The sequence below is a fragment of the Rubellimicrobium mesophilum DSM 19309 genome, assembly GCF_000600335.2.
Lineage (GTDB): Bacteria > Pseudomonadota > Alphaproteobacteria > Rhodobacterales > Rhodobacteraceae > Rubellimicrobium > Rubellimicrobium mesophilum.
On the sequence record NZ_KK088626.1, the window covers coordinates 19,991 to 37,218 of the forward strand.

Annotated in this window: 17 protein-coding genes and 1 pseudogene; 10 read left to right on the top strand and 8 right to left on the bottom strand. The window is 71.1% G+C overall.

The genetic code is table 11. The annotated features are described in order from the left end of the window. Positions 1-17: 17 nt before the first annotated feature. Together rho and hemJ are read right to left on the bottom strand one after the other, a co-directional pair. Positions 18-1,292 carry a transcription termination factor Rho gene (gene rho, locus RUMESO_RS21650; RefSeq protein WP_037283660.1) on the bottom strand — a complete coding sequence of 425 codons (1,275 nt, stop codon included), beginning with the start codon at positions 1,290-1,292 and terminating at the stop codon, positions 18-20. Positions 1,293-1,441: 149 nt separating this feature from the next. Further along, positions 1,442-1,888 carry a protoporphyrinogen oxidase HemJ gene (gene hemJ / locus RUMESO_RS21655; RefSeq protein ID WP_037283663.1) on the bottom strand — a complete coding sequence of 149 codons (447 nt, stop codon included), beginning with the start codon at positions 1,886-1,888 and terminating at the stop codon, positions 1,442-1,444. Positions 1,889-2,278: 390 nt separating this feature from the next. On the opposite strand from hemJ, the gene RUMESO_RS21660 reads away from it, so the two are divergent. The 5 genes from RUMESO_RS21660 to RUMESO_RS21680 all read left to right on the top strand — a co-directional run bounded on the left by RUMESO_RS21660 (position 2,279) and on the right by RUMESO_RS21680 (position 5,824). Further along, positions 2,279-2,878: a Maf family protein gene (locus RUMESO_RS21660; RefSeq protein WP_037283667.1), complete on the top strand. Its 600-nt coding sequence runs from the start codon at positions 2,279-2,281 to the stop codon at positions 2,876-2,878. Beyond that, positions 2,875-3,702, top strand: coding sequence for a shikimate dehydrogenase (locus tag RUMESO_RS21665; RefSeq protein ID WP_037283670.1), 828 nt, complete (start codon positions 2,875-2,877; stop codon positions 3,700-3,702). Before RUMESO_RS21660 ends, RUMESO_RS21665 begins: the two co-directional genes overlap by 4 nt. Next, positions 3,702-4,289: a dephospho-CoA kinase gene (gene coaE, locus RUMESO_RS21670; protein WP_037283672.1), complete on the top strand. Its 588-nt coding sequence runs from the start codon at positions 3,702-3,704 to the stop codon at positions 4,287-4,289. The genes RUMESO_RS21665 and coaE overlap by 1 nt, the downstream gene beginning before the upstream one ends. A gap of 10 nt (positions 4,290-4,299) precedes the next feature. Next, entirely contained in the window at positions 4,300-5,001 is a 702-nt protein-coding gene (gene dnaQ, locus RUMESO_RS21675; protein WP_037283675.1) for a DNA polymerase III subunit epsilon, read from the top strand. Positions 5,002-5,203: 202 nt separating this feature from the next. Next, positions 5,204-5,824, top strand: a complete 621-nt coding sequence (locus RUMESO_RS21680) for a YdeI/OmpD-associated family protein (protein ID WP_037283678.1) — start codon at positions 5,204-5,206, stop codon at positions 5,822-5,824. A gap of 183 nt (positions 5,825-6,007) precedes the next feature. Here the strand turns inward: RUMESO_RS21680 and secB are convergent, their stop codons facing one another. Together secB and RUMESO_RS21690 are read right to left on the bottom strand one after the other, a co-directional pair. Then, positions 6,008-6,541 carry a protein-export chaperone SecB gene (secB, locus tag RUMESO_RS21685; protein ID WP_037283681.1) on the bottom strand — a complete coding sequence of 178 codons (534 nt, stop codon included), beginning with the start codon at positions 6,539-6,541 and terminating at the stop codon, positions 6,008-6,010. A 73-nt stretch (positions 6,542-6,614) separates the two neighbouring features. Then, positions 6,615-7,109, bottom strand: a complete 495-nt coding sequence (locus tag RUMESO_RS21690) for an FxsA family protein (protein WP_037283684.1) — start codon at positions 7,107-7,109, stop codon at positions 6,615-6,617. Between the two features lie 143 nt (positions 7,110-7,252). On the opposite strand from RUMESO_RS21690, the gene RUMESO_RS21695 reads away from it, so the two are divergent. The 5 genes from RUMESO_RS21695 (at position 7,253) to RUMESO_RS21715 (ending at position 11,315) form a co-directional block, all read left to right on the top strand. Further along, positions 7,253-7,915 carry a Tim44/TimA family putative adaptor protein gene (locus RUMESO_RS21695; protein WP_037283687.1) on the top strand — a complete coding sequence of 221 codons (663 nt, stop codon included), beginning with the start codon at positions 7,253-7,255 and terminating at the stop codon, positions 7,913-7,915. Beyond that, positions 7,912-8,898: a murein transglycosylase A gene (gene mltA, locus RUMESO_RS21700; RefSeq protein ID WP_037283690.1), complete on the top strand. Its 987-nt coding sequence runs from the start codon at positions 7,912-7,914 to the stop codon at positions 8,896-8,898. Before RUMESO_RS21695 ends, mltA begins: the two co-directional genes overlap by 4 nt. Then, positions 8,895-9,482, top strand: a complete 588-nt coding sequence (locus tag RUMESO_RS21705) for a Smr/MutS family protein (protein WP_037283693.1) — start codon at positions 8,895-8,897, stop codon at positions 9,480-9,482. The genes mltA and RUMESO_RS21705 overlap by 4 nt, the downstream gene beginning before the upstream one ends. A gap of 64 nt (positions 9,483-9,546) precedes the next feature. Further along, positions 9,547-10,494: a diacylglycerol/lipid kinase family protein gene (locus RUMESO_RS21710; protein WP_037283818.1), complete on the top strand. Its 948-nt coding sequence runs from the start codon at positions 9,547-9,549 to the stop codon at positions 10,492-10,494. Continuing rightward, positions 10,491-11,315, top strand: coding sequence for a metallophosphoesterase family protein (locus RUMESO_RS21715; RefSeq protein ID WP_169791217.1), 825 nt, complete (start codon positions 10,491-10,493; stop codon positions 11,313-11,315). The genes RUMESO_RS21710 and RUMESO_RS21715 overlap by 4 nt, the downstream gene beginning before the upstream one ends. Before the next feature lie 180 nt (positions 11,316-11,495). On the opposite strand, the gene hslU is transcribed toward RUMESO_RS21715, so the two are convergent. The 4 genes and pseudogenes from hslU to addA form a co-directional block, all read right to left on the bottom strand. Beyond that, the gene (gene hslU, locus RUMESO_RS21720) at positions 11,496-12,803 is read right to left on the bottom strand and encodes an ATP-dependent protease ATPase subunit HslU (RefSeq protein WP_037283696.1); all 1,308 of its coding nucleotides are present in this window, start codon (positions 12,801-12,803) and stop codon (positions 11,496-11,498) included. A 65-nt stretch (positions 12,804-12,868) separates the two neighbouring features. After that, entirely contained in the window at positions 12,869-13,423 is a 555-nt protein-coding gene (hslV, locus tag RUMESO_RS21725) for an ATP-dependent protease subunit HslV (protein ID WP_037283699.1), read from the bottom strand. Then, the gene (gene trxA / locus RUMESO_RS21730) at positions 13,423-13,743 is read right to left on the bottom strand and encodes a thioredoxin (protein WP_037283701.1); all 321 of its coding nucleotides are present in this window, start codon (positions 13,741-13,743) and stop codon (positions 13,423-13,425) included. Before trxA ends, hslV begins: the two co-directional genes overlap by 1 nt. A gap of 81 nt (positions 13,744-13,824) precedes the next feature. Next, positions 13,825-17,193: pseudogene (gene addA, locus RUMESO_RS21735) on the bottom strand (double-strand break repair helicase AddA); the annotation flags it as partial. Positions 17,194-17,228: the final 35 nt, after the last annotated feature.

Below are 17,228 nucleotides of genomic sequence, written 5' to 3' on the forward strand. Positions count from 1 at the left end.
CCGACGCGGCTTGCGCGTCAGGCGTTCATGCTGTCGAAGAAGTCGCTGTTCGTCTTGGTCTGCTTGAGCTTCGAGAGCAGGAATTCGATGGCGTCGGTGGTGCCCATCGGGTTGAGGATGCGCCGCAGCACGTAGGTCTTGGCGAGGTCCGTCTTCTCGACCAGCAGATCCTCCTTCCGGGTGCCGGACTTGAGGATGTCCATCGCCGGGAAGGTCCGCTTGTCGGCCACCTTGCGGTCGAGCACGATCTCGGAGTTGCCGGTGCCCTTGAACTCCTCGAAGATCACCTCGTCCATGCGCGAGCCGGTGTCGATCAGCGCCGTCGAGATGATGGTGAGCGAGCCCCCCTCCTCGATGTTGCGCGCCGCGCCGAAGAAGCGCTTGGGCCGCTGGAGCGCGTTGGCGTCCACGCCACCGGTCAGCACCTTGCCCGAGGACGGCACGACCGTGTTGTAGGCGCGGCCCAGGCGGGTGATCGAGTCGAGCAGGATCACCACGTCGCGCTTGTGCTCGACAAGGCGCTTGGCCTTCTCGATGACCATCTCGGCCACGGCGACGTGGCGCGTCGCGGGCTCGTCGAAGGTGGAGGAGATGACCTCGCCCTTCACCGAACGCTGCATGTCGGTCACCTCCTCGGGCCGCTCGTCGATGAGCAGCACGATGAGGTAGCACTCGGGGTGGTTGCGCTCGATGCTGTGCGCGATGTTCTGGAGGAGCACCGTCTTGCCGGTGCGCGGCGGCGCGACGATCAGGCAGCGCTGGCCCTTGCCGATGGGGGCCACGAGGTCGATCACCCGGGCCGAGCGGTCCTTGATGGTGGGATCGTCCTCGATCTCCATCTTGAGGCGCTGGTCGGGATAAAGGGGCGTGAGGTTCTCGAAGGCGACCTTGTGGCGGGCGCGCTCGGGCTCCTCGAAGTTGATCCGCTCGACCGAGACCAGGGCGAAGTAGCGCTCGTTCTCGTTGGGTTCCTGGATGACGCCCGAGACGGTGTCGCCGGTGCGCAAGGAGTACTGCCGGATCATCTCCGGCGAGACGTAGATGTCGTCGGGGCCGGGGAGGTAGTTGGCCTCGGGGCTGCGGAGGAAGCCGAAGCCGTCCTGGAGCACCTCGAGCACCCCGTCGCCGCCGATGACCCAGTCCTCGTCCGCGCGCTCCTTGAGGATGGCGAACATCATGTCGCCCTTGCGCATGGTCGAGGCGTTCTCGATCTCGAGCTCCTCGGCGAGGGCCAGGAGGTCCTTGGGGCTTTGCGCCTTGAGGTCGGCCAGGTTGAGACGGTCTTGAGTCATGAAGATCCTGATGGTCCTGCGCGACCGCACTCGCCCGGGTCGGGCGGCAGTCGGGACGAAGTCATGCGCGTGAGATGCCGTTCCCGGACGGGAGGGCTGACGCAGAGATAAGGATTCCGCCGGCCCGCGTCAATCGGGGGTCGCGACGATCAGAAGGGCTTCACGATCACCATGGCGACGATGACGAGCAGGAGGAGCGTCGGCAGCTCGTTGGCGATCCGGTAGGTGCGGCCCGGGCGGGTGTTGCGGCCCGCGGCGAAGTCCCGCCGCCGCGCCGCGCACCACATGTGGAAGGCGGTGAGGGCGAGGACGCCCAGGAGCTTCACGTGGAACCATCCGGCGGTCCACCAGCCCCCCAGCGCCAGGAGCAGCAGGCCCAGGACCCAGGTCGCGATCATGGCGGGGTTCATGATGGCGCGCAGGAGGCGCCGCTCCATGACCTGGAAGGTCGCGTCGAGCTCCGAGCCGGGGGTCCCGCGCTCGGCGTGATAGACGAAGAGGCGGGGCAGGTAGAACAGGCCCGCCATCCAGGCGACCATCGCGACGACATGCGCGGCCTTGATCCAGGGATAGGCAGACTGAAGGGTGTCGATCATCGGGTCCGCGCGAACAGTGGTGGCCACCTTCTCTAAAGACTCCCCGAAGGGGAAGGGAAGTGGATGGCGGTTGGGCTGTGGAGAACTCCGGCGAAGGCCTGCCGCCCCCAGAAGAGTCCACAGGCGGTTCGGGCGCGTCGCCGCGGCGTCCGAGCCACAGCTCTCGTGGCGAGAGCCTGACTCCAAGGACTTCCCGAGGTGGGAGGCCGATCCTGATGGGAGCTGGCGGGGGTGAGTCGTCCCCAGGGCGGACTTATCCTCATCCACGGTGGGGGACTCAGGGCGACTCGGGTGCCGAAGGGGGTGAGTCGTCCACCCCCTTCCGTCCGGGGCCATGCTCGTCCATACGCCGGGGCGATCCATCCCGCTCTTGCCCGCAGGGTTGTCCACATGTCCCAGTCCCTTGTCCTCGCCTCCGGCTCCGCCACGCGCGCGGCGATGCTGCGCGCCGCCGGCGTCCCCTTCGAGGTCGTGGTGGCGCGCGTGGACGAGGAGACCTTCACGGCGGGCCTCCTGGCCGAGGGAGCCTCGGCGCGCGACATCGCGGATGCGCTCGCGGAGATGAAGGCCGCGCGGATCTCGCCGCGCCGGCCGGAGGCCTTCGTCCTGGGCTGCGACCAGACGCTCTCCTGCGACGGCGAGCTGTTCTCGAAGCCCGCGACGCCGGAGGAGGCGCGCAAGCAGCTCCGGTCCCTCATGGGCCGCACCCACAAGCTCCATTCGGCGGCGGTGATCTACCAGCACGAGCAGCCCGTCTGGCGCGAGGTGACCGAGGCGAAGCTCACCATGGGCCGGATGTCGGACGAGTGGGTCGATGGCTATCTCGGGCGCAATTGGGAGTCGGTGCGGCATTCGGCCGGCGCCTACCGGATCGAGGAGGAAGGGGTGCGGCTCTTCACCAAGGTCGAGGGCGACCACTTCACCATCCTGGGGCTGCCGCTGCTGCCCCTCTTGTCTTTCCTCACCCTGCGCGGGACCATTCCGTCATGACCAAGCCCTATCTCCTGGCCGGCGTCGTCGGGCGCCCGGTCGCGCATTCGCGCTCGCCCCGGCTGCACCGCCACTGGATCGCGCGGCATGGGATATCCGGGGACTACGTCGCCATGGAGATCGCGGAGGAGGACCTGGGCGAGGTGTTCCGGGCGCTGCCCAAGGCAGGGTTCCGGGGCGTCAACGTCACTATCCCGCACAAGCGCGCGGCCCTCGACTTGGCCTCCGAGGCGACGGAGCGCGCGCGGCGGATCGGGGCGGCAAACCTGCTGGTCTTCGAGGACGGACGCATCCTGGCGGACAATACCGACGGCGAGGGGTTCCTGAGCTCGCTGCGCCAGGGCGCGCCCGAGTGGGACCCGGCTGCGGGACCCGCGACGGTGCTGGGCGCGGGCGGCGCGGCGCGGGCGGTGATCGTGGCGCTGCTCGACGCGGGCGTGCCCGAGGTGATCCTGAGCAACCGCACGCGCGGGACCGCCGACGCCCTGCGGGAGGAGTTCGGGGACAGGCTCCGGGTGGTGGACTGGGTGCAGTCCGGCAACGCCGTCGAGGAGGGGGCGCTGGTCGTCAACACGACCTCGCTCGGCATGACGGGCAAGCCCGAGCTGAGGGTTCCGCTCGATGGACTGCGGGCGGGGCAGGTGGTGACGGACCTCGTCTATGCGCCCTTGGAGACGCGGCTCCTGCGCGAGGCGCGGGCGGCGGGGGCCGTCGCGGTGGATGGGCTCGGGATGCTGCTGCACCAGGCGGTGCCGGCCTTCGAGCGGTGGTTCGGCGTCCGGCCCGAGGTGGACGACGCCCTGCGCGCGGCGGTGCTGGGCTGATGCGCTTCGTGCTGGGCCTCACGGGGTCCATCGGCATGGGCAAGTCCACCACGGCGGCGATGTTCCGCGAGGAGGGCGTGCCGGTCTGGGACGCCGACGCCTCGGTCCATGCCCTCTACGCGCCGGGGGGCGCCGCGGTGCCGGGCATCCGGGCGCTCGTGCCCAGGGCGGTGGCGGGTGGCGAGGTGGACCGGCCGGCGCTGCGCGAGGCGCTGGAGCGGGACCCCACGCTCTTTCCCCGGCTGGAGGCCCTGGTCCACCCCCTCGTGGCCGAGGACCGGGCGCGGTTCCTGGGCACGACTCCGGGCGACATTGTCGTGCTGGACGTGCCGCTGCTCTATGAGCGGGAGATCGACCGGGAGTGCGACGAGGTGGCGGTCGTGTCGGCCTCGGCCGCCACGCAGATGGCGCGGCTGCTTGCCCGGCCGGGGATGGACCTCGCCGGCGTGGAGCTGCTGCTCTCGCGCCAGATGCCGGACGCGGAGAAGCGGGCGCGGGCGCGCTGGGTGATCCCGACCGAGACCCTTGAGGAGGCCCGGGCCGCCGTGCGACAGATCCTTTCGGAGATCCGCGCCGACGCGGGTTGAAAGGGCTTCGATGCGCGAGATCGTCCTCGATACGGAAACGACGGGCTTCGAGCCCGAGACCGGCGACCGGATCGTGGAGATCGGGGCGGTGGAGCTCTTCAACCACCTGCCGACGAAGCGGCACTTCCACGTCTACGTCAACCCCGAGCGGCCGATGCCCGAGGCGGCCTTCGCGGTCCACGGGCTGGGCGACGACTTCCTGCGGGACAAGCCGGTCTTCGCGGAGGTCGCTCGGGACTTCGTGGAGTTCATCGGCGACGCGAGGCTGGTGATCCACAACGCCGCCTTCGACATGAAATTCCTGAACCACGAGCTCGGGCGGATCGGCTACCCGCCGATGCCGATGGACCGGGCCATCGACACCGTGCTCATGGCGCGGCGCAAGTTCCCCGGCGCGCCCGCCTCGCTCGACGCGCTCTGCCGGCGCTTCGGGATCGACAACTCGGCGCGGACGCTGCACGGGGCGCTCCTCGACAGCGAGATCCTGGCCGAGGTCTACCTGGAGCTGATCGGCGGGCGGCAGCCGGACTTCGGGCTGAGCGCCGAACCCTCGACCCCGGCCCGTGCCGAACGGGCGGAGCAGGTGGACGGGACCTGGCGCCCGCGCCCCCGGCCCGTGCCGCTGCCGCCCCGGATCACCGAGGAGGAGGCTGCGGCGCACGCGGGTTTCGTGGCCTCCCTGGGCGATGGGGCGCTCTGGAACCGGACATGAGGCGAAGGGCCGCCCTCGGGGAGCGGGCCCCTTGCCGCCGTCGTGGGTCGCGCCCTGCTCAGGTGGGTTCTCCGTCGGCCTCTTGCCCTGACGCCCGCGACCGGGCTCCATCCCGTCTCGGCCCGCTCGCTTTGAGGCGGGCTCCTGCTTCCTGCCGGTCGATGGGACCGGCATCGCACTCGTTTTCTGCCGGGATTTGCCGATGATCACCGATATCGAGGACTTCTTCACGAAAGGCTGCGGCCGCTGCGAGCGCTTTGCCACCCCGGACTGCTCGACGCGGGCCTGGACGCGGGGGCTGGACGAGCTTCGCCGCATCTGCCGGGAGGCCGGGCTCGACGAAGCCGTGAAGTGGGCGCATCCCTGCTACATGCACGCGGGGCGCAACATCGCGATCATCGGCGCGTTCCGCGGCGACTTCCGCCTCAGCTTCTTCGATGCGGCCCTGATGAAGGACCCCGAGGGCCTTCTTGAGCGGCAGGGACCGAACACCCGCCATCCCGACATGATCCGCTTCAGCGCCAACGAGCAGGTGGCGGACAGGGAACTGGTCATCCGGTCCTACCTGCGCGAGGCGATGGGCTATGCGGAGCAGGGCCTCAAGCCGCCGAGGGAGGAGGCGTCCCTCGATCTGCCCGACGAGCTGGTCGCGGCGCTGGACGCCGACCCCGAGCTGGCTGAGGCCTTCCACGCCCTCACGCCGGGTCGGCAGAGGAGCTACGTGGTCAACCTCAGCTCGGCGAAGACGCCCGAGACGCGAACCGCGCGGGTCGCCAGGTTCCGCGACAGGATCATCGCCGGCAAGGGCGCGACGGAGCGGTAAGGGGGCCCTTCGTCGGTGCGCGTCACGCTGCAATGGGTGCGGCGAAGGACGGCTCCATCTGCACAGTCGAGGCGTGACACGGTCGAACGCGCCGATCCGTCATCGGCGGGTCGCTGGTCTCGCCGGCGACGCTTTCGGCAAAGGGCCGCCCTTGGGGACGGCCCTTCTCCCGAGAGCAGGGTCTCAGGCGTCGAGCTTGGGCGCGGCCGCCGGGGGCTGCTGGGCCTGGGCGCGGCGCGCGAGGTCGTTGCGGTAGAGCGACACGAAGTCGATGATCTCGAGGTTGAGCGGCGGGAAGCCACCGTCGCGGGTGAGGTCCGACACGATCCGCCGCAGGAACGGGAAGGTGATGCGCGGGCACTCGATCAGCAGGTAGGGGTGGAGCTGCGCCTCGGGCACCCCCTCGATCTGGAAGACGCCGACATACTCGAGCTCGAGGACGAAGAGGACCTCGCCGCTGGCCTTGGTCTTGGAGGTCGCGTTGAGCTTGGTGGTGACCTCGTACTGGTTGTCGCCGCCGCGCTTGCGGGCGTCGAGGCTGACCTGCACGGCGATCTCGGGCGCGACCTCGCCGGTCACGCCCTTACGGGCGAGGACGTTCTCGAAGGAGAGGTCGCGGATGTACTGCGCGAGGATGCGCTGCGTGACGCGCGGGGCCGCAGCCGGAGTGGCGGGAGCGGGGGACCCCCCTTCGGGCGTGTCGGGCGTGTCGGTCATGGGGTCTCCTCCGAGGGATCACGATGTCGGAGGTTCCCCTAGCATCCCGGGGCGTCCCTCCTCAATGGCGGGGCTAGTGGCGGGTCCAGCCCGAGGGGCGATGGGTCGGGCGCTTGGGCGGGGGCACCTCTTCCCACTCGGCCTCGACCACGCGGTCTCGCGGAACTCCGGAGGACGTGGGCCGGACGCCGTAGATCTCCGTGGCCCGCATGGTCGCGACGCGGGCGCCGGTGCGGGCGGCGAGAGTCCTCCCCACCAGCCGCTGCACGGCCGGGACGAGCAGCGCCAGCGCCACCAGGTCGCCCAGGAAGCCCGGCAGGATCAGGAGCAGCGCCGCCACGAAGCGGAAGCCGCCGCGCAGGAGCGCGGGCCGGGGGTCGCGCCGGGCGTCGAGGCTGCGGCGCATCGCCGAGAGCGCGTCGCTGCCCTGCTGCCGCAGCAGCGCCACGCCGAGCAGGCCGGCGCCGACCACGAGGAGCAGCGTCCCCAGCACGCCGATCCAGTTGCCGACGATGACGAGGCTCGCGACCTCGGCGAGCAGGTAGGCCGCGACCAGCAGGCGTGCCATGAGGAGGGCTCCTTGTCCCTGGTGGGGGCACCCGGGGCCCCGCGTTCCGGGAGGCCGATGGACTTGATCCGGCCCCCGCAATACATAGGTGCCCTGAAGCCGCCTCGCTAGACGCGGCTCGTTACGGCTGCGCGAGGACCCGCATGAACTCTCCGATCGTCCAGCTTCTGGTGCTGGCCGCCATCGCGATCTTCCTGATCCTGCGCCTGCGGAGTGTGCTGGGGAGCCGCGAAGGCTTCGAGAAGCCGCCGGTCGCGCTGCCGGAGAGCCCCGCCCGCCGCAGCCGGCCCGAGCTCGAGGTGATCGAGGGGCGGCCGGACCGCGACATCACCGATCACGTTCCCGAGGACTCGGACGCGGCGAAGGCGCTCGCGGCGATGAAGGCGGCGGACCCCTCCTTCACCGTGCGCGACTTCCTCCAGGGCGCCCGCGCCGCCTACGAGATGATCCTGATGGCCTTCGAACGGGGCGATCTCGCCCCCGTGAAGCCCTTCCTGTCGCCCGATGTCTACGGCGCCTTCGCGCAGGTCGTCGAGGAGCGGCACGCCAAGGGCTACAAGGTCGAGGCGACCTTCGTGGGCCTCTCGGAGCTGGCGCTAAGGGACGCGACCTTCGACCCGGCCACCCGCGAGGGCGAGGTCTCGGTGCGCTTCGTGGGCGAGCTGACGTCGGTCGTGCGCGACAGTGCGGGCGAGGTCGTCGAGGGGTCGTCCACGGCGATCCGGCGGCAGCGGGACGTCTGGACCTTCTCGCGCGTGATGGGGGCGTCGGACCCCAACTGGATCCTGGTCGCCACCAGCGAATGACCCTGGCAGCCCGGGAGGTGGGAGTGCCCGTGGCCGCGCGGCGGCTCACGGGGCTCGGTTTCGGCGACCTCGACGGATGGGCCGAGGACGACCACGCGGCTGCGTTGCGCGCGTTCCGGGCGACCTGCGACTTGGCGGAGGGTGACGGTTGGACCGGGCTGGCCCGCGATATCCGGCCCGAGTCGGCGCGGGGCTTCTTCGAGGCGCGGTTCCGCCCGGTGCTGATCGAGGACGGGTCGCCCGCGCTCTTCACCGGCTACTACGAGCCGGAGATCGAGGGCTCTCCCGTGCCCTCCGACCGCTACCCCGCGCCACTCTATCGGCTGCCGCCCGGGCTGCCTTGGCTCACGCGGGCGGAGATCGAGGACGGGGCGCTGGCCGGGCGGGGGCTCGAGATCGCCTGGGTCGAGGATGCGGTCGAGGCCTTCTTCCTGCAGGTCCAGGGCTCGGGACGCGTCCGGCTGCCGGACGGGCGGGTCCTGCGGCTGGGCTATGCGGGGAAGAACGGGCATCCCTATGCCTCGGTGGGGCGGCTGCTGATCGAGCGGGGCGCGCTGGTGGCCGGGGAGGCCACGGCCGATGCGGTGCGCGGCTGGCTGCGTCGAAACCCGGAGGAGGGGCGGACGGTCATGCGGGCCAACGCCTCCTTCGTGTTCTTCCGAGAGCTGGAGCTGCCGTCCGAGCTGGGACCGCTCGGCGCGATGGGCCGACCGGTGACGCCGCTGCGAAGCCTCGCGGTGGACCCGGGCCATGTGCCGTTGGGCGCGCCCATCTGGATCGAAGCGAACGGGGCGGAGCGGCTGCGCCGCCTCATGATCGCGCAGGACGTCGGCGGCGCCATCAAGGGCGCGCAGCGGGGGGACATCTTCGTGGGCACGGGGGCCGCGGCGGGGCTCCGCGCCGGGCGCATCCGGGACGGCGGGCGCATGGTGGTCCTGCTGCCCCTTCCGCAGGCCCAGGCCCTCCTGGCCGCCGCGTCGTGAGCCGCCGCCTCTCCGCCGAGGATCGCGAGCTCTGGGAGCGGGTGAAGGGGAGCGTCGCCCCTATGCATCCGGCGCAGGCCATTCCGGCGCCCCTGCCCAAAGCTCCGTCGCCGCCGGTGCAAGCCCCGGCGGCACCCCCCGCGCCCCAGCCGATCGCGCCGTTCCGGGTGGGGCAGGCGGTGGACCACCGGAAGACGAACGACCTGCTGCCGGGGCTGGCCGAGAGCCTCGCCCGGGGGCCGCTCCGGATGGATGCGGGGACCTTCGGGAGGATGAGGAAGGGGAAGCTCAGGCCGGACGCGCGGATCGACCTGCACGGGATGACGCTGGCCGAGGCGCATCCGGCGCTCCAGTCCTTCATCCTGGGGTCCCGGGCCAAGGGGCGTCGCCTCGTGCTGGTGATCACCGGCAAGGGCCGGGTGAACGACGACCTCGCGCCCATGCCCGCAAGGGCGGGACGTCTGCGGCACGACGTGCCGCGCTGGCTGATGCTGCCGCCGCTGGCAGGGGCCGTGCTCCAGGTCGCCCCGGCCCATCAGCGGCATGGGGGCGAGGGCGCGCTCTACGTCTACCTGCGCGCCTGACCGACGACGGGAAACCCGCAAGGCCTGCCGGGCGTTGCGCCCGGACGCAGCCATGGACCTCGACATGACCGAAGCCTCGACCCTCGACGACGCCCAGCGCATCTGCGTCATCTGCAACGAGAACTCGGGCCGCAACAGTCGCGAGGCGGATGCCATCAAGCTGGCCATGGAGGTCCTCGGGACCCGGGCCGAGCTGCGGCAGGTCAAGGGCGAGGAGATCGAGGGCGCGGCCCGCCGGGCGGTCGAGGACGACTTCGATGCCATCGTGGGCGCGGGGGGCGACGGCACGGTCATGACCGTGGCCGGAGCGCTGATGGACTCGGGCCACCGCTTCGGGGTGCTGCCGCTGGGCACCTTCAACTACTTCGCCCGCGGCCTGGGCATCCCGGAGGACCCCAGGGCGGCCGCCGAGGTCATCCTGGCCGGCGGCACGCGCCGCGTGTCGCTGGCCGAGGTCAACGGCCAGGTCTTCCTCAACAACATCAGCCTGGGCATCTACCCCGCGATCCTGAAGAATCGCGAGGAGGTCTATGCCCGCTGGGGCCGGAGGCGGCTGGCCGCCCACTGGTCGGCCGCCAAGACCTTCATGCGCTTCCAGCGGCCGCTGTTCCTCACCGTCATGGCGGATGGACGGGAGATCCGGGTCAAGACACCGCTCCTCTTCGTGGCCCGCTCCGCCTACCAGCTCGAGAGCTTCGGGCTCGCGGGGGCGGAATGCGTGGCGCAGGGGCGCTTCGCGGTCTTCGTGGCGCCCGACACGGGCCGGGCGGGGATGTTCCACAAGGCCTGGCGGCTCGTCCGGCAATCCATGCGGCAGGGGCGCGACTTCGACCTCGTCTGCGCGGACGAGGTGACGATCGCGGCCCGTTCGCTGCATCTGACGGTGGCCTGCGACGGGGAGAAGATGCGGATGCGGACACCCCTGCGGCTGCGCGTGCACAAGGACGCGCTCGAGGTCTATGCCCCGCCGGAGGAGGCCGTGGGCGCAGACGCCCCGGGGGCCGCCGCATGAGGACGATCCTTCACCTCTCGGACCTGCATTTCGGGCGCACCCGGCCGGACCTCCTCGACCCGCTGGTGACGCTCGCGGCCGACCTCGCACCCGACCTCGTGGCGGTCTCGGGCGACTTCACGCAGCGCGCGCGGCGAAGCCAGTTCGTGGAGGCCGCGAAGTTCCTCGACCGGCTGCGCTCGCCTTGGCTCGCGGTGCCGGGGAACCATGACATCTCGCTCGACAATGTGGTGGTGCGGCTCCTCGACCCCTGGGGGCGCTACCGCTCGCTGATCCACGACGACCTCTCGCCGCGCCACGAGGACGAGGAGGTCACGGTGGTCGGCCTCAACACCGTCAACCGCTACGCCCATCAGGCGGGGCGGATCGGGAGGTCGCAGCTCCGCGCCATCGCGCGGTCGCACGAGGCGAACCCGCAGAAGACGCTGGTCGTGATGATGCACCACCCGCCCGAGCATCCCGTCGGCTCCACCAAGCGGCTCATGAGCCATTCCGGCAAGGGGGTGGAGGCGCTGGTGCAGGCCGGGGCCGACATCGTGCTGTCGGGGCACCTGCACAACGCCCATGTGGCGCCGCTGACAGCGGCCCCGGGGGTCCTCCTCGTGCAGGCGGGAACGGGGCTCTCCACGCGCCTGCGGAACGAGCCCAACACCTTGAACCTGCTGACCATCGAGCCCGGGCACGTGCGGATCGACCGCTACGCCGCCTTCGAGAAGCCCGTGTTCGAGGTCATCGAGACGGCGTGGTTCGGGCGCGACCTGTCGGACCAGAACGCCGGCTGGGAGGCGCTGTCGGGCATGGCGCCCGTCAGCGTCGCCTAGGCTGACCCTCAGAGGAGGATCGCGCGACCGGACCCGAGGACGCCGGCGCGGATTTCCCTTCGCCGTTAACGGTTTCTCAACTTTTCTGGGGCAGGGTGATCCTGTCCCTGGGTCGCCGCCCGGCGGGGTAGGGGAAGCTGCGTCCTTCGCCTGGACCCCACGGCCCCGCCGGAAAAGGTCCTAGAGCACATAGCGGCCGAGGTCGGCGCGGGACATGAGCGCGCCCAGGTGCTTCTCGACGAAACCCGCATCCACGGTGACGCTCTCGCCGCCGCGGTCAGGGGCGGCGAAGCTCAGGTCCTCGAAGACGCGCTCCATCACCGTGTAGAGCCGCCGCGCGCCGATGTTCTCGACCGCGCGGTTCACCTCGGCCGCGATGCGGGCGAGCGCGGCGATACCGTCGTCGGTGAAGGCGACCTTCACGCCCTCGGTCTCCATGAGGCCGGCGTACTGGCGCGTCAGGGCGTTCTCGGTCTCGGTCAGGATGCGGACGAAGTCGCCCTCGGTCAGCGGCTGGAGCTCCACCCGGATCGGCAGGCGGCCCTGCAGCTCGGGCAGGAGGTCCGAGGGCTTGGCGATATGGAAGGCGCCGGAGGCGATGAAGAGGATATGGTCGGTCTTCACGGGGCCGTATTTCGTGGAGATCGTAGTGCCCTCGATCAGCGGCAGGAGGTCGCGCTGCACGCCCTCGCGGCTGACGTCGGCGCCCCGCGTCTCGGCGCGGGCGCAGACCTTGTCGATCTCGTCGAGGAAGACGATGCCGTTCTGCTCGACGGCTTCGAGCGCCGCCTTGGTCACCGTCTCGTCGTCGAGGAGCTTGTCGGCCTCCTCGTTCAGCAGCACGTCGTAGCTCTCGGCCACGGTCATGCGCTTCCTCGTGGTGCGGCGAAGGGCCTTGCCGAAGAGGTCGCCCAGCGACGCCATGGCGAGGCCTTGGCTGCCGGGGAGGTCGAGACCGGGCGGCATACCGAAGGGGCTCGCCGCGTCGTTCAGCTCGAGTTCGATGAACGTGTCGTCGAGCTCGCCCGCCTTCAGCTTGCGACGGAAGGCCTCGCGCGTGCCGGGACGGGCGTCCTCGCCGGCCAAGGCGGTGACGACACGGTCCTCGGCGGCCTGGAGGGCACGGGCCTTCACGTCCTCGCGCATCTGCTCGCGCGTGGTGACGATGGCGGCGTCCACGAGGTCGCGGACGATCTGCTCCACGTCCCGGCCGACATAGCCCACCTCGGTGAACTTGGTGGCCTCCACTTTCAGGAACGGCGCCTTGGCGAGGCGGGCGAGGCGGCGGGAAATCTCGGTCTTGCCGACGCCGGTGGGGCCGATCATCAGGATGTTCTTGGGCGTGACCTCCTGCGCGAGGTCGGCGGGGAGCTGCTTCCTCCGCCAGCGGTTCCGCAGCGCCACGGCGACGGCGCGCTTCGCGGCCTCCTGGCCGATGATGAAGCGGTCGAGCTCGGAGACGATCTCGCGGGGGGTCAGGTCGGTCATCAGGTGTTCCTTCGGTCTGGCGTCCATCTATGGAGGCCAGGCCGTCCTGCCAAGCGGCGCGCCCATCAGGAGGGCAGCGCCTCCACGGTCAGGTTGCCGTTGGTGTAGACGCAGATCTCGGCCGCGATGGCCATGGCCTTGCGGGCGATGGTCTCGGCGTCCATGTCGGTCTCCATGAGCGCGCGGGCCGCGGCAAGCGCGTAGTTGCCGCCCGAGCCGATGGCCGCCACGTCGTTCTCGGGCTCCAGCACGTCGCCCGCGCCGGTCACCACGAGGAGGTTGCTGCCGTCCGTGACGATCAGCATGGCCTCGAGCTTCTGGAGATACTTGTCGGTGCGCCAGTCCTTGGCGAGCTCCACCGCCGCGCGGGCGAGCTGGCCGGGCGCGGCCTCGAGCTTGGCCTCCAGGCGCTCCAGCAGCGTGAAGGCGTCGGCGGTGCTGCCCGCGAAGCCCGCGACCACCGCGTGGCCGCCGGGCGAGAGGCGGCGCACCTTGCGCGCCGTCCCCTTGATGACGGTCTGGCCGAGCGAGACCTGGCCGTCCCCGGCCACCACGACCCGCCCGCCCTTGCGGACCGCGAGGATGGTCGTGCCATGCCAGCCGGGAAAGTCGTCGGCCATCAGATGTTCGAGTCGATCCAGGACTGCAGCGCGGCCTTGGGCGCCGCGCCGACCTTGTTCGAGACCACCTGGCCGTCCTTGTAGAGATAGAGCGAGGGGATGCCCCGCACGCCGAGCTTGGCGGCCTCGTTCGGGTTCTCGTCCACGTTGACCTTGGCGATCTTGATCTTGCCTTGGTAGGCGGCCGCGATCTCCTCGAGGGCCGGGCCGATCATCCGGCAGGGCCCGCACCATTCGGCCCAGAAGTCCACCACGACGGGCACAGAGGAGTTGCGGACCTCGGAGTCGTAGGTCGCGTCGGTGACGTGAACGGTGGCCATGACGGCTCTCCTGAAGGGGCGCCGGGCGGTGTGGCCGGCGCAAGGGCTAGGCAGCGAAGGTATGAGCCCCCACCCGGAGCGTCAAGATGTGGGGTCTCCGCCGGGTCCCGGCGCGCGTTGCAGGGCGGCCATGACCAGGGCGGAGGGCAGGGGCATCAGCGTCGCCGTGTGGGTCCAGAGGATGGCGGTGCGCACCGCCCGGCCCGGGTAGAGGGCGGCCAGCATGGCGGCATAGGCGCCCATCTGGCGCAGGATGCCCTCGGGCACCTCCTCGGGCGTCGAGGGGAAGACGCGGTTGGTCTTGAAGTCGATGGCGGTGACGGCCTCCGGAGCGACGAGGAGGCGGTCGATGGTGCCGTGGAGTCGGCCGACGCCCTCGATTTCGGCGCTGAGGTCGACCTCGGCCAGCGCGTCCGGCGCGAAGAGGGCGGCGAGGTGCGAGGCGGCCATGAGGGCCTGCGCCTCGGCCACGATCTCGGACAGGTTGCCGGCGAGCGCGGCGTCCTCGGTCGCGGCAAGAAGGGCGGCCACGGTTTCGGGCGAGGTGACGGGCAGGTGCTCGAGCGCGAGGTGCAGGAGGTGGCCGCGCGCGAGGGCCCGGGCGCGGCTGGCCTCGGGGTCGCGGGTCGAGGCGTCGTGCTCGTCCGGCAGGATCTTGGCGCCACCGAGGTCCGTGGGGGCGAGGGCGACAGGGCGCGGACCGGGCGGGGGCACGGGGCCGAAGTCCGGCACCGGCACCGGCTTGGGCGGCAGGCGGCGGGCGCGCTTGGGCGCCTTGGGCAGGTGGTCCCAGTCGCCGCCGTAACGGCGGCCCCGGCCGTCGAGGCAGGGATGCTCGGGCGCCTCCAGCTCGTCGAGGCCCCTTTCCACGGAGCCGTGCCAGCTCTCGGGCCCGCATTCTCCGGCGCCGCAGACGACGAGCCAAGCCTCGGCCCGGGTCATGGCGACATAGAGGAGCCGCCGCCGCTCCCGCTCCTGAGCCGCGAGAAGGGCCTCGCGACGCTCGCGCATGAGGCGGGGCATGTCGTCCTTGGGGCAGGCCCAGAGCAGGCGACCGCCCTCCATCGGGTAGAGGGGAGAGAGCTGGGGAGCCTGTCGCTTGGCGCAGTCGGGGAGGATGACGATGGGTGCCTCGAGGCCCTTGGCGCCGTGGACGGTCATCACGCGGATCCTGTCGCCGGCCGCGTCCATCTGGCGCTTCACCTCCACCTCGTCCTGCCCGCGCCACTCGAGGAAGCCGGTGAGCGAGGGCACGGCCTCGCTCTCGTAGGTAAGCGCCTGCGCGAGGAAGGCGTCGATTCCGTCCTCGGCCTCGGGCCCCAGCCGCGCGAGCAGGCGTCGGCGGCCGTCGTGGCGCAGGAGCAGGCGGTTGACGAGGTCGTAGGGGCGCAGGAAGTCGGCCTTGTCCCTCAGGTCCTTGAGAATGGTCAGAGCCTCGGATTCTCCGGCGCCGCGGAGCGCATCCCAGAGGCTCTGACCCTCGGGGCGGGGCTGGGCGAGGTGGTAGAGTTGGCGCTCCGTCCAGCCGAAGAGGGGGCTTTTCAGGGCGCAGGCGAGGGACAGCGAGTCCTCGGGAAGCGCCAGGAAGCGCAGCACGGCCTCGATGTCGCGGACCGCAAGCTCGGCGCGGAGCTTGAGGCGGTCGGCGCCGGCCACGTCGAGGTTGCGCTTCTTCAGCTCGCGGATGATCGCGCTGAACAGCGTGCTGCGGCGCTGGACGAGGATCATCACGTCGCCCGGCGTGACGGGACGGCGCATCCAGACGCCGTCCACCTCCACGGGGAGGGAGCCGTTGTGGATCATGTCCTCGACGGCGATGGCGACCTTCTCCGCGAGCTGGAGGTTCGCATCCTTGGGGTCGGTGGAGTCGACCGGGTCGGTCCAGGGGCGCTCGTCCTTGGCCCGCTCCACCTTCGGCACCGGCGGCCAGAGGTCCACGCGGCCCGGCATCCCGGCGCGGAAGGCGAGGTGGGTGGTGGGGGCCGTCTCGCCCAGCCCGTCATGGTCGCGGAAGGTGGCGTCCACGACGTTCAGCACCGCCTCGGAGGAGCGGAAGGAGTATTCGAGCTGCTGGGACTGGAGCGTCTGGCCGATGCGGGAAAGGCGCTCGCCGAAATGCGCCTGCATCCGGTCGAAGCCTTCGGCGTCGGCGCCCTGGAAGGAGAAGATCGACTGCTTGCGGTCGCCCACGACGAAGATCGTGCGGTGGCGCTGCGGGTCGCGGCCCTCGCCGGACGCGAACTCGTCCGCAAGGCGCTCGATCACCGCCCACTGACCGGGCGAGGTGTCCTGCGCCTCGTCCACGAGGATGTGGTCGATGCCGCCGTCGAGCCGGTAGAGGACCCACTGGGCGACCGCCGGATCGGTCAGGAGGCCACGGGCGCGGGCGATGAGGTCGTCGAAGTCGAGGAGCCCGCGCGCGAGCTTCTTGCGCTCGTAGGCCTCGACGAAGGCGGCGGCGAAGGCATGGAGGTCGTGGTTGCGGGCATGGGCCTGAAGGCAGAGTCGGAGCTCGCGGGCGGCCTCCACGTCGTGCATCAGCTCTTCCAGGCGTTCGATCAGCTCGGGGGCCCTGCCCCGAAGGCCCTTGGTCGGGAAGGCACCGATCTTGGCGCTGAAAGGCTCGTTCTTCTCGGCGGTCGCACCGTAAAGGAAGACCTTCTCGAGCTCGGCCAGCGTGCTCAGGGCAAAGCGGTCCTGGGTGCAGACGCGCTGGAGGGCGCGGGCGGCCTTCTGATCGTTGGCGCCTCCGGTCAGGCCCAGGTCGGTGACGTCGCGCAGGAGCTGACGACGTTCGGCGCTCTCGATGCAAGCGAGGAGGGAGTCCTCGGAGGCGTCCTCGGCGAGAGCGAGGAGGGCGCGGAGGTCAGCCTCGACAGGGCAGGGCGAGAAGGCCTCGCGCTTGCCGGCGATCACCTCCAGCATGTCCTCGAAGGCATCGCCGGAGAGGTACTTGGCCACGGCGTCCACGAGGGACGCCTGCGGACCGGTCGCCATCTCCTCGGCGACCTCGGCGCGCAGCAGCGCCATGCCGCGCTCGTCCAGCTCGCGGAACTGGGGGGAGACGCCGGCCTCCAGCGGGAAGCGGCGGAGGAGCGAGGCGCAGAAGGCGTGGATCGTCTGGATCTTGAGGCCGCCCGGGGTCTCCAGCGCCTGCGCGAAGAGGCGCCGCGCCTCGCGCAGGTTCACCGGCTCCAGCCCCTCGGTGAGGCCGAGGGTGCGGAGCTCCTCGATGAGCGGCTCGTCCTCCTTCATGGCCCAGCCACCCAGCCGCTTGAAGAGGCGGGTCTGCATCTCGGCCGCCGCCGCCTTGGTGTAGGTGAGGCAGAGGATGTTCGCCGGGTCCACGCCCGCCAGCAGGAGCCGCGCCACGCGGTCGGTCAGCACCCGCGTCTTGCCCGAGCCCGCGTTGGCCGAAAGCCAGGTCGAGGCGCGCGGGTCCGCCGCCTGCCGCTGCCGCTCGGACGCCGGGTGATTCGTGTCGA